Origin of the sequence: Streptomyces alkaliterrae (assembly GCF_007097205.2) — a bacterium.
Classification (GTDB): Bacteria; Actinomycetota; Actinomycetes; order Streptomycetales; family Streptomycetaceae; genus Streptomyces; species Streptomyces alkaliterrae.
This window is the reverse complement of record NZ_VJYK02000013.1, coordinates 1-13518: the sequence shown is the minus strand read 5'-3', so window position 1 is coordinate 13518 and position 13518 is coordinate 1. Positions and strand designations below refer to the sequence as shown.

Below are 13518 nucleotides of genomic sequence, written 5' to 3'. Positions count from 1 at the left end.
ATCGGCTGACATCAATGGAGAGTCGCAAACGATGAACGACGCCGCGGATTTTGACAGTTCTCCGATGGTCGGCTTCCGGCTTTCGCCGCCGCAGCTCCAAGCGTGGTCGCATTCCGCCGAGCGCCGGGCACAGTGCCGCATCGCGATGGAGGGACCGACGCACCGCTCCGAGGTCCTGCGCGCCGTTCAATCGGTGATTGAGCGTCATGAGTCGTTGCGCTCACGGCTCGTCCCGGTACCCGGCCTGGCGACGCCGCTGCAGCTGGTGGACGACAGCGGCGAGCCGGAATGGATCGACGACGTTCTCCCGGGCGATGCCCTCGCCGCGGCCGAGGCAGTCGACCGGGCGGCCGACGCCGACGTCCGCGCGCCCTCCGACGGCAGCTCGGACGGCGGCGCGGTCCGTGCCCGCCTCATGTTGGGCTCCGACCGGGCCGTCCTCGTGCTGACGGCCTCCGGAGTGTTCGTCGACCGCCGGTCGCTCGCCGTGATCTTCGAGGACCTCGCTGCCGCACTCGGGGGACGCACCCAGGACGAGGTGTCGCTGCAGTACCTGGACGCGGCGGAGTGGCTGCACGAGCAGACTGGCAGCGACGAGGCACGGGCCCGGATGGACGCATGGCTCGGCCAGGAACTCGCCGTTGCGGCGCGGCTGCTCACGCCCTTCGAGCCCGGAACGGGTGCCGGCTCCGCGGCGGTGCGTGTACCTCTCGACGGCCCGGCCGCCGCGGCGGTGGGACACTTGGCGACTCGGATCCGCTGTTCGGTCACGGCGGTTCTGCTCGGAGCCTGGCAGGTGCTGTTGTGGCGGCTGACCGGCGAGGAGCGGATGGTGACCGCCCTCCTCTCCACGTCCCGGGGTCTGGACGAACTCCAGGACGTGGTGGGGAACTTCGAGAGCCCGGTCCCGCTGCTCACTGTCATGGAGCCGGCGCGGGCGTTCGCGGCCCTCGCCAAGGACCTCGACGAGGCGTGGGCCGAAGCGCCCGTGGATCAGTTCTCCTTCGACGGGACGCGGACGACGGAGCCGGTGCCCTTCACCTTCGCCCGAACCGAGTTGCCGGCGGAGGTGCGCGCCGGCGGACGGCGCCTGGCCATGGAGGGTCTCGTCGTCTCACCGGCGGGGTCGCTCCTCCACCTCGACGTGGTTCAGGGAGCACAGGATGAACTCACCCTGGGCGTCGTACACGACGTGCGGCGAGTATCGGCTCGGCACGCAGAACGGATCGCCGGTCAGCTCGCTTCCGTCGTCCGTGCCGTCGTGGCCGATCCCGACGCACCGGTCGGCGACATCGGGCTGGCGGACGAGGAGGAGACCGCGCGTGTTCTCGCGCAGGGCACCGGTGAGCGGCGGCTGCACCCGGAGCCCCAGCTCGTTCACGCGCGTTTCGAGCGCTGGGCAGCGGAACGGCCCGAGGCGCTCGCCGCCGTGTGCGGAGGCCGCCGCCTGACGTACGGCGAGGTCGAGCGCAGGGCGAACCGGCTCGCGCACGCTCTGCGGGCGCGGGGGGTCGGGCCGGATGTGCCCGTCGGGCTGATGACCGAGCGTTCCCTCGAATACGTCGTCGGCCTGCTCGCCGTCCTCAAGGCGGGCGGCGCGTTTGTCCCCCTCGATCCGTCCCTGCCTGCCGCCCGGCTCACCCGCATGATCGAGGACGCGCACCCGGCGGCGCTCCTCACCGGGAGTGGTCTGACCGGTCCCGTGACGCCACACGGGATTCCGATGCTCGACCTCGACGATGCCGTGGAGCCGGACCCGCTGCCGGACGCGCCGCCCGCCGTGGACGTCCGCCCGGACCACCTCGCCTACCTCATCTTCACCTCGGGATCGACGGGCCGCCCCAAGGCGGTCGGTGTGCCGCACCGCGCCGTAGGCAACTACGTCGCAGGCGTCGTACCGGAGTTCGCCTTGCCCGAGGACGCCGTGCTGGGCACGCTGGCGACCACCGCGGCCGACCTCGGTCACACCGCGGTGTTCGGCGCCCTGTGCACCGGCCGGTCGCTGTTCCTCGCCGCGCCGGACGAAGTCCTGGCGGCCGACGCACTGGTCCGCCGCTTCCGCGAGCAGCCCGTGGACATGCTCAAGATCGTCCCTTCGCATCTCGCTGCGCTGCTCGACGCCGAGGACGCGGCCGAGCTGCTGCCCAGCACCTGCCTGGTGTTCGGCGGAGAGGAGCTTCCGGCGTCCCTGGTGGAGCGGGTGCGGAAACTGCGTCCCGGATTGCGCGTCGTCAATCATTACGGGCCGACCGAGACGGCCGTCGGTGCTCTCACGCTCACGGTGGCGGACGGGACCACGGGCCAGGTGCCCATCGGGCGCCCGCTCCCGAACTACCGCTCCTACGTCCTGGACGAGAAGCTGCGCCCCGTGCTGGAAGGCGCGCCCGGAGAGCTGTACATCGGGGGCTCCGGCGTCGCGCGCGGCTACGAGGGGCAGCGCGGCGCGACGGCTGAGCGCTTCCTTCCCGACCCCTTCACTGACGAGCCCGGTGCGGTCATGTACCACACGGGCGACCTGGTCCGGCAGCGGCCGGACGGCGCCGTCGTGTTCCTGGGCCGCGCCGATCAGCAGGTGAAGATCCGTGGGCACCGGGTGGAGCTCCGCGAGATCGAGGCGACGCTCCTGCGCGGCGAGCGTGTGAGCGATGCCGTGGCCGTCGTACGTTCCGACGGCGCTGACCCCTACCTCGCGGCGTACATCGTCGCCCGCCGCAGCGCCCACCTGCCGCCCGCCGAGCTCACGGAGCGGCTGCGAGCTCAGCTGCCCGACTACATGGTGCCAACCGCCCTCGTCGTGCTGCCGGTTCTGCCGCTGACTCCGAACGGGAAGGTGGACCGGCGGGCGTTGCCGGCGCCGGACCCCGACGCGTCCAGGACTGCGAGCCATGTCGCGCCGCGTACGGAAACGGAGAGCCTGCTCGCGCAGGTCTGGGCGGACATCCTCGGCTGCGAGAAGGTCGGTGTGCACGACGACTTCTTTCACACGCTTGGCGGCAACTCGCTGGGGGCCACTCGCGTTGTCGCCCGTGTGCGGGCAGCCACCAAGGTCGCGCTTCAGGTCGCCACCCTGTTCGAGTCCTCCACGGTCGCGCAGCTGGCCGAACTGATCGACGACGAGCGCGCGGCGTGCAAGGCGGACGCGGATGACACGATCACGCCGATCGAGCGCTCCGGACCGCTGCCCCTGTCGTACGCACAGCGCCGTATCTGGGTGCTCACCCAGGTCGACGGCGCGAACGCCGCCTACAACATCCCCGCCTCCTTTCGTATCAGCGGTCCCCTGGACACCGCCTGCCTGGTACGCGCGCTGAGTGAGGTGCTGCGCCGCCATGAGGCGCTCCGCACGAACTTCGCGACGGTGGACGGTGTTCCCGCGCAGATCGTCCGCGAGGCGTCGGCCGTCGACGTGCCGGTGCTCGACGTCCCCGCTCCGGATGTGCTGTCCAGGGCCCAGGCCTTCGCGGCGCGGCCCTTTGACCTGGAGCGCGACGAGCTGTTCCGGGCAGAGATTCTGCGCGTCGCACCCGAGGAGCACGTACTGCTTCTGTGCCTGCATCACATCGTCTCCGACGGCTGGTCGACCGCCGTACTCTGGCAGGAGATCGTGACGCTGTACAGGGTGTTCCGGGCGGACCAGCCCTCTCCGCTCGCGCCGCTGGCGATCCAGTACGCCGATTTCGCCTCCTGGCAGAACCAGTGGCTCGAAACCGACGGAATCCGTCCGCAGCTGGAGTACTGGACGGAGCAACTCCGCGGGCTGCCGGCCCTGCTGAACCTCCCCACCGACCGGCCCCGGCCCGCCGTCCAGGGGATCGAGGGAGCGACCGTCCCGATCACCCTTGACCGGACCACCACGGATGCGCTGCGCGCGCTTGCCGGAGAACGGCAGTCCACGATGTTCATGGCGCTGCTCACCGCGGTCAACGTCCTGCTGTCGCGCTACTCGAGCCAGGAGGACATCGCGGTCGGCACGCCCATAGCGAACCGTACGCGCGCCGAGGCCGAGGCACTGGTCGGTTGCTTCTTCAATACGCTGGTGATCCGGACCGATCTGTCCGGGGACCCGTCCTTCGAGGAACTGCTCGGGCGGGTGCGTGAGGTGACGCTCGCCGCGCAGACACATCAGGATCTCCCGTTCGAACGCCTCGTCGAGGCGCTGAATCCGCCGCGGGACCCCGGACACACGCCGCTCTTCCAAGCCCTCTTCGTCTACCAGACCGCGCCCGGCGACGGGCTCGACATGGACGGTCTCGGGATCGAGCCGCTGGCTCTGCCGGGAAGCGTCGCGAAGTACGATCTCACCGTCGACCTGGTCGAGAACGACGAGGGGCTGACGGGGCGCGTCGAGTACCGCACGGATCTCTTCGACGCCGCGACGATCGAGCGACTGGTCGACCACTTCACGGAGCTGGTCCGGGCCATCGTCCGCGAACCGGCGACCCGAATAGGCGAGTTCACCTTCCTAGGTGAGCCGGAGCGGGAGCTCGTCCTTTCCGACTGGAACCGGGACTACGTCGCTCGGACCGATGAGCTGTTCGTCGCCGATGCTTTCGAGGCGCGAGCGAAGGCCACCCCCCAGGCCACGGCACTGGTGTTCGGGAACCGCTCGCTCACCTATGGCGAACTCGACCGGGAGGCGAACCGACTGGCGCGGATCCTGCGGTCGAGGGGCGTCATGGAGGACGTCATCGTCGGCCTGTGGACCGAGCGGTCGGTCGAGATGGTCGTCGCTATGCTCGCAGTGCTCAAGGCGGGCGGCGCATACGTTCCGATGGACCCCGGCGCTCCCGTCGACCGGATCGCGTACATGATCGAGGACACCAGGCTGCGGTTCGTGGTCGCCCCGACGGCCCGCTTGGCGGAGCTGCCGGACGGTGTCGAGCTCATCGCCCCGGAGACGGACGCCGACGCGGACGGATCCTCGCCGGTCCGGGCCCTCCGCCCCGACCACCTGGCTTACGTGATCTACACGTCGGGATCCACCGGCCGCCCCAAGGGCGTGATGGTCGCGCAGCGGAACCTGGCAGGGTTCTTCGCCGCCATGGACCAGCGCCTCGGCGGCTCCACGCCGGGCACCTGGCTCGCGCTGACGCACTACACCTTCGACATCTCGGTCCTGGAGCTGCTGTGGACCCTGACACGCGGCTTCAAGGTTGTACTCGTCGGCGAGGAGCTGGTGCTGAGCGATGCCCGGAGACGCGGCTCCGACAGGGCTGTTGACTTCAGCCTGTTCTACTTCGCGAGCGACGCCGGCGAGCGCGGGACGGACAAGTACCGCATGCTGCTCGACGGGGCACGCTGGGCCGACGAGCATGGTTTCGCGGCGGTATGGACACCGGAGCGGCACTTCGGAACGTTCGGCGGGCTCTATCCGAACCCGGGCATCACCGCCGCCGCCGTCGCCGCTTGCACGAGCCGGATCGGAATCCGCGCCGGAAGCCTCGTGCTCCCGCTGCAGAACCCCCTCCGGGTCGCCGAGGACTGGGCGGTGATCGACAACCTGTCCGGCGGGCGAGTAGGGCTTTCGGTCGCCTCGGGCTGGCAGCCCCACGACTTCGCCCTCGCGCCGGAGAACTTCGCCGACCGCAAAGAGATCATGTTCCGCGATCTCGACGTCGTACGGAAACTCTGGCGCGGCGAGGCAGTACGGACGGTCTCGGGAACCGGCGACGACATCGAGGTACGGACGCTGCCCCGCCCCGTGCAGCCGGAGCTGCCCGTCTGGATCACGGCGGCGGGCAACCCAGAGACGTTCCGTCGCGCCGGTGCCGTCGGCGCCAGCCTGCTGACCCACCTGCTCGGGCAGTCGGCGGAGGACCTGGCGATTTCGCTCGACGTGTACCGCACCGCCCGGCGGGAGGCGGGGCATGCCGGCGAAGGGCATGTCACGTTGATGCTCCACACGTTCGTGTCGGACGACGAGGAGTTCGTCCGACGGACCGTGCGTGAACCGTTCAAGAACTACCTGCGCGAGTCCGTCGAACTCGTGCGTCCCATCGCCCGCTCGCGTGGACTGGAACTGGAAGACCTCGAGGAGACGGATCTCGACGCGCTCCTCGACCACGCGTTTGATCGCTACTACGGCGACAGCGGGCTCTTCGGCACTCCGGAGCAGTGTGCGTCGTTCGTCGGCCGGCTTCGCGAGACGGGGGTGGACGAAATCGCCTGTCTCATCGACTTCGGCGTCGGTACGGAGGAAGTGCTGGCGAGTTTCGAGCATCTCGACACCTTGCGCCGGACTACCGTTCTGCCGGTCCCCGGGGAGGCGCCGCGCGAGGACGTCGCCGGGCTCATCGAGCTCCACGGGGTGACGCATCTGCAGTGCACACCGTCGCTCGCCGCACTTCTGGTCGCCGACGACGACGCACGACGGTCTCTACGCGAGTTGGACTGGATGCTCGTCGGCGGTGAGGCGCTGCCGCCCGCGCTGGCCGGGACGCTGTCCGCGACCGTCGGCGGCCAGGTGCTCAACCTCTACGGTCCGACCGAGGCGACGATCTGGTCGACCAGCCACCCCGTCACCGGCGCCGACAACTCCATCGGTCGCCCGCTCTCCAACACCCTGGTCTACGTTCTCGACGGACGGCTCAACCCGGTCCCGGCCGGCATACCCGGAGAACTGTGCATTGGTGGCGACGGCGTCGCGCGCGGCTATCTCCACCGGCCCGATCTCACGGACGAGCGGTTCGTTCCCGACCCCTTCGCGGGGGACGTCGAGGCCCGGATGTACCGCACGGGTGACATCGTGCGCTACCGGCCGGGCGGTGAACTGGAGTTCATCGGGCGCCGCGATCACCAGGTCAAGGTGAACGGCTTCCGGGTGGAACTCGGCGAGGTGGAGTCGGCACTCGCCGACGCGCCGGGTGTTCGGACGGCGGTGGTCGTGGCGGACGACGACGGGCGCGGCGGCAAGCGGCTCGTCGCCTATGTCGTCGCGACGGACGGATTCGACGTCACCCAGGCACGCCGACTCTTGGAGGAGCGGCTGCCGCGGTACATGGTTCCCGCTCTGTTCGCCGAACTGCCCGCACTGCCCCTGCTGCCCAGTGGAAAGGTGGACCGCAAGGCCCTGCCAGACCCACTCGCCGAACAGCGGCCGGCCAACTCGTTCCTGGCGCCGCGGACGCGGCTCGAGGAACGGCTGGCACAAATCTGGCGTGAGCTCCTGGGGCTGCCGCGAGTCGCCGCGGATGACAATTTCTTCGAGCTCGGCGGCGACTCGATCATCGCGATCCAGATGGTCTCGCGCGCGAAGAAGGCGGGGATCGTCCTCTCCGCCCGCGACCTGTTCCAGCACCAGACGCTCGCCGAGCTCGCCGCGGTGGCCAAGGAGGGAGCCGGTCCGCGAGCGGAGCAAGGCCTGGTCCTGGGCGACGCGGAGCTGGCCCCCATCCAGCGCTGGTTCTTCGAGCAGGAGCTCGCCGACGCACATCACTACAACCAGGCCGTACTGGTGGACGTCACCACGGGAGGGCTCGACCTCGACCTGCTGGCGCGGGCACGTGACGCCGTCGTACGCCACCATGACGCCCTACGGAACCGCTTCGTCCACGACACGGCCGGCGTCCGCCAATGGACGAGCGCACCGGAGGAGAAGAGTGAGCCGGTCGAACACCTCGATCTGACGGACAAACAGCAACCGGCCTGGGCCGGGGTGGTCGCCGCGATGCAGGCACGGATCCAGGGCGGCCTGGACCTCCGGAACGGGCCACTGCTGCGCATGGTCTACATCGACTACGGCGGACGGCGCCCGGCCCAGGTCTACACAGTCATCCACCACGCGGTTGTCGACGGAATCTCGTGGCGCGTCTTCATGGAAGACCTCCAGGCGTGCTACGAGGCGCTGCGCGACGGCCGCCCCGTGCTGCTGCCGCTGAAGACCACCTCGTACAAGGAGTGGGCCGCGAGGCTCCAGGCACACGCGGCCGGCGACGAGACGCAGGCCGAACTCGGCTACTGGGCCCGCCAGGTCGAGCCACCGACGGCGCCGCTGCCGCGCGACCGGGACGGGGCCAACACCGAGGCGACAGCGCGGACGGTCACCGTGGAACTCTCGGCCGACGAGACGACCACGCTGATACGCGATGTGCGCGCCATGCACAGGACCGAGGCGCACGAGGTGCTGCTCCACGCACTGGCCGAGGCGTGCGCACCGTGGACCGGCTCTCGATCACTTCTCGTCGATGTGGAGGGGCACGGCCGCGAGGAGCTCTTCGACAACGTGGATATCTCGCGGACTATTGGCTGGTTCACGGCGATGTATCCGCTGCGCATCGACTCGCCGGCCGGCGACGACGGGCTGCGGGCCGTAAAGGAGCAGGTGCGGTGTGTCCCGAGGCGCGGTGTCGGATTCGGGCTGCTGCGTCATCTGGCCCCGGACCGGTCGGTTCGCGACCTGCTGGCCCAGGGGAGCCAGGCGGAGATCGTCTTTAACTATCTGGGACAGGCCGACGCCTCACGGCTGCCGGACTCGATGTTTGAACTGTCCACGGACTCTGTCGGCGCCTCGCACGGTGCGGCGCAGCGGCGCAAGCACCTGCTGAGCATCAACGGAATCGTGGCCGACGGGCGGCTCCGTATCAGCTTCACCTTCAGCGAGGCCGTGCACGACGTGGAGACCGTCGAGGCACTCGCCGCGCGGTTCACCGCCTCGGTGCGGCAGGTCCTCGACGACTGCCATACGGGTCGGCTAAGGGTCGATCCATCTGCTTTCCCAGACATCGACCTGACCCAGGAGGAGCTCGATGACCTCCTTGAGGAACTTGAGAGCTAGGACGGGACTGACGCGATGAACAGGACGAACGACATTGAGGCTATCTATCCGCTGTCGCCGCTCCAGCACGCGATGCTGATCACCTCGCAGCTCGCGCCGAACAGCGGTGTCTACGTCGTGCAGCTGTCGTTCGATGTCTGCGGGCCCCTCGATCTGAATGCGTTCCGCGCTGCCTGGGACGAGGTGACGGCACGGCACGCCGTCCATCGAACCCTGTTCATGAGGCTCGACCAGAGCCGTCCGCTGCAGGTCGTACGCCGACGGGTCGACCTTCCGTGGCGGGAGGAGGACTGGACGTCCCTGCGCGCCGACGAGCAGCGCGGGCGGTTCGATGCTCGTATGGAGGACGACCGCGGGCATGATTTTGATCTCTCCCGCGCACCGTTGATGCGCTGCCTCCTGGTGCGCCTATCGGAGGACCGTCACCGGTTCCTCTGGACTCGCCACCACGCGATCTCCGACGGCTGGTCGATGCCGATCGTGGTGACGGAGGTCATGCAGCACTACCGGGCCCGGGTGAGCGGTGGAACAGCACCGCTCGCTCCGGCCGTGCAGTACCGCGAGTACATAGCGTGGCTGCGCGGGCAGGATCTTGCCGAGGCGGAGAAGTACTGGCGCCGGTCGCTCGCCGGAGTGCATGGGCCGACCTCGTTGGGCGTGGACCGGCCGTCGGCGGGCCGCCCCGGCCCCGGCCGCATCGCCAAGCGCAGCGTGACGCTCTCACGCGAGGCCACTGCGGCCCTCCAAGACGGGGCCCGCCGTGAGCGGATCACGCTGAGCACGCTGGTGCAGGGCGCTTGGGCGCTGCTGCTTCGCCGCTACGGAGGTGAACGCGACGTCCTGCTGGGGATGGTCGCCTCGGGCCGCCCTCCGTCGGTCAACGGTGTGGAGTCGATGGTCGGGTGCTTCCTCAACACGCTGCCCGTGCGCGTCCACGTCGACGACGAGGCGCCGGTGGCCGACTGGCTCCGCGGACTCCAGGCGGCCCAGGCCGAACGGGAGGAGTACGGCTACGCTCCGCCCGCCGAGATCCGGCGCTGGGCTGGCGTGCAGGGCGATGTGCCGTTGTTCGATTCGCTGGTGGTGTTCGAGAACTTCCCTATACGGAAGGCACTCGACCTCTCTGGCGGAGGGATACGGGTCGAGTCGATCCGGACGTCGGAGCAGACGAGCTTCCCGCTCACCTTGACGGTCGTGCCCGGCGAGCGGATGTCCCTCAAGATTGCCTTCGACGAAGCCAGGTTCGAGGGGGCCGCCGTCGAACGGATGCTGGAGCATTACCAGGTGCTCCTCTCCGGACTAGTCGCCGCGCCGAGCATGCTGGGCGAGTTGCCGGTCATGACCGGGGAAGAGGCCCGACGCCTGCTGGTCGACTGGAACCGGACCCGGGCCGGTCATCACGAACAACGCCCCGTGCATGAGCTCTTCGAGGCGCAGGCGGCTGCGACGCCCGATGCGACGGCGGTCATCGCCGGTGAGGTGCGGCTCACCTACGCGGAGCTCGACGCACACGCGAACCGGCTCGCGCGCCGGCTACGGGCTGCGGGCGTTACCTCCGGGGCGTTCGTGGGTGTGTGTCTCGACCGGGGCGCCTATCTGCCCGCGGCGCTGCTGGCCGTGCTGAAGGCGGGCGCGGCGTATGTGCCGCTCGATCCCGCCTACCCGCCGTCGCGCATCGACCGGATCCTCAGCGACGCGTCCCCGGTCGTGGTGCTGGCGCAGGCGTCGACGCGCCCGGCGCTGTCCCGTTCGTCGGCCCCGCTGTTGGCGGTGGACGAGGAGGGGGGCGCGAACGAGGCAGCCGGGTCCGACGCCTTGGCCGACGATGCCGCCGTGCACGAGCAGTCGGTCGCTCTGGTGATCTACACATCGGGTTCGACCGGCAGGCCGAAGGGCGTACGGATCACGCATCGCAACGTCGTGTCGCTCCTTATGTGGGCGAAGGAGGTCTTCTCCGCGGACGAGCTCGAAGGGACCCTCGCTTCGACGTCGATCTGCTTCGACCTCTCCGTCTTCGAGCTCTTCCTGCCACTCACCACCGGAGCCACCGTCATCCTCGCCGACAACGCGCTCCTGCTTCCGTCCCTGCCCGCGCGTGACCGGGTGACGCTGGTGAACACGGTCCCCTCCGCGATGGACACGCTGCTGCGCCTCGGCGGACTGCCGGAAGGCGTACGTGTCGTCAACCTCGCGGGCGAGCCGTTGCCGCGCGGTCTCGTTGACCAGCTCCACGCGCGAGACGGTGTGCGGAAGGTGTACAACCTGTACGGGCCCTCCGAGGACACGGTGTACTCGACGTTCACCCTCGTCCCCGAGGACGGCGCCAAGCCGTTGATCGGGCGTCCCATCGCGAACGCGCAATCCTATGTCCTCGATTCGGCGATGCGGCCCGTGCCGACCGGCATCGCTGGAGAGCTCTACCTCGGAGGCGACGGCGTCTCCCAGGGGTACCACCGCCGGCCGTCGCTGACTGCCGAGCGCTACGTCCCTGATCCGTTCGGCGGACGGCCTGGAGCACGCCTCTTCCGGACCGGGGACCTGGCCCGTTGGCTCCCCTGCGGCGAACTGGAGTATCTCGGCCGGAACGACCGGCAGATCAAGCTGCGCGGCTTCCGGATCGAGCTGGGCGAGATAGAAGCGGTGCTCCGGGAGATCACGGGTGTCCGTGACGCGGTGACGGCTGTGCGTGAGGACCAGCTGGGCACCAGGCGTCTTGTGGCGTACGTCGTCATGGAAGAGGGACACGGCTTCGACCGAGGAGACGCCGTGGCCGCGGTCCGGGCGGCGCTCCCCGAGTACATGACCCCCGCCGCGTTCGTTGAGCTGCCGGCCATCCCTCTCACGCCCAACGGAAAGGCCGACTGGACCGCGTTGCCCTCTCCCGAACCCGAGCGGGCGCAGCGCGCCTACCGGAAACCCGAGAACGAGATCGAGAAGACCATCGCCGCGGCCTGGTCGGAGGTCCTCGGTGTATCTCGACCGGGAGCGGATGACGGGTTTTTTGATATCGGAGGGAATTCGATTCTGCTCGCCAGGGTCTTCGGTCACTTGAAGGTCGTTTACCCCGAGAGACTGAACATGATCGATCTGTATAGATACCCGACGATCGCCTCCCTGGCCCGTCACATATCTGGGACGGAGAGCGAGCAGGCCTTCGCGGGTGTCCGGGGTCGTCTTGAAAGGCGCCGAGCGGCCATGGGTGAACGGAATGGAGGTAATCGGTGAGTGACGATCGAAGCATTGCCGTTGTCGGAATGGGTCTGCGGGCTCCCGGAGCCGCGAACGCCGAGGAGTTCTGGCAGAGCCTCATTCGGGGTAAGGAGTCGATATCCCGTCTCGGTGACGACGACCTCATTGCAGCCCACAGTGACCCCACGGTTCTGTCGAGTCCCGACCTTGTACGCGCGGCGGGAATTCTCGACGGGATCGAGAACTTCGACGCGGCGTACTTCGGGTACACGCCGCGCGAGGCGGAGATCATGGATCCGCAGCAGCGGTTCCTCCTTGAGGTAGCTGTCGAGGCCCTGGAGGACGCGGGCTGTGACCCGGCGAGTGGCGAGAGCACGACCGGCGTCTTTCTTGGGATCGGGCGCAGTGGATACTTCCTCCACCATCTGCTGCCGCGCACGGACCTGATGTCATCATTCGCCCGCCAGATATCTCTCTTCAATGATAAGGATTTCGCGGCCACCCAGATCTCTCACCGTCTCAACCTGACCGGGCCGAGCATGACGATCGGCACGGCGTGTTCCACCTCACTGGTCTCGGTCCATCAGGCGTGCAAGAGCCTCCTTGAGTTCGAATGCGATGTGGCGCTCGCCGGTGGGGCGACGATCAACGTCCTTCAGTACGGCGGCTACCAGTACCAGGAGGGAAACATCTTCTCTCCCGATGGTCATTGCAGGGCGTTCGACGCGCAGGCGCGCGGCACCGTCGGAGGTAGCGGCGTCGGACTTGTGGTGTTGAAGCGGTTGTCGGATGCGGTGCGTGATGGGGATGCGATTCGTGCGGTGATTCGTGGGTCTGCTGTTAATAATGATGGTGCGGATAAGGTGGGCTTTACTGCTCCGAGTGTGGCGGGTCAGGCGGGTGTTGTCTTTGAGGCGCAGCAGGTCGCGGGGGTTGATGCGGATTCGATTGGTTATGTGGAGGCGCATGGAACGGGGACGCCGTTGGGTGATCCTATTGAGGTGTCGGCGTTGACGGAGGCGTTTCGTGTGTCGACGTCGCGGCGTGGGTTCTGTGCGTTGGGTTCGGTGAAGACGAATGTGGGGCATCTAGATACTGCGGCAGGCATTGCCGGGTTTATCAAGGCGGTACTTGCTGTGGAGCGGGGAGTGATTCCGCCGAGTTTGCATTTTCGGCGACCGAATCCGGAGATTGATTTTGACTCGAGTCCGTTTTTTGTGAACGCGGAGTTGCGGGAGTGGTCGGGGTCTTTGCCGCGGCGGGCTGGTGTGAGTTCTTTTGGTATGGGGGGTACGAATGCGCATGTGATTGTGGAGCAGCCGCCTGAGGTGGAGCCGGATGCTGATTCGGTGGCTGATTGGGGTGTGTTGGTGACTTCGGGTAAGTCGGTGGATGTGTTGTCTCGTCAGCGTGTGCGGCTGGCGAAGTGTGTGGCGGAGTTTGAGGGGGGTGGGCTGTCTGATGTGGCGTTTACGTTGCAGACGGGGCGGGAGCATCATGAGTTTCGGGCTGCGGTGGTGGCTCGTTGCGGTGGGGATGCTGGGCGGGCGTTGGCC

At 68.4% G+C, this 13518-nt stretch carries 3 protein-coding genes; all 3 read left to right on the top strand.

The window, feature by feature from the left end; genetic code table 11:
* Nucleotides 1–31 precede the first annotated feature (31 nt).
* A complete protein-coding gene (locus FNX44_RS02535; RefSeq protein WP_323369029.1) occupies nucleotides 32–8773 on the top strand; it encodes a non-ribosomal peptide synthetase in 8742 nt (2913 codons plus the stop codon).
* Nucleotides 8774–8788: 15 nt separating this feature from the next.
* A complete protein-coding gene (locus FNX44_RS02530) occupies nucleotides 8789–11998 on the top strand; it encodes a non-ribosomal peptide synthetase (protein ID WP_143646259.1) in 3210 nt (1069 codons plus the stop codon).
* Nucleotides 11995–13518: type I polyketide synthase (locus FNX44_RS29615; protein ID WP_143646258.1), on the top strand; the 1524-nt coding region annotated here is incomplete at its 3' end. The genes FNX44_RS02530 and FNX44_RS29615, both read left to right, overlap by 4 nt.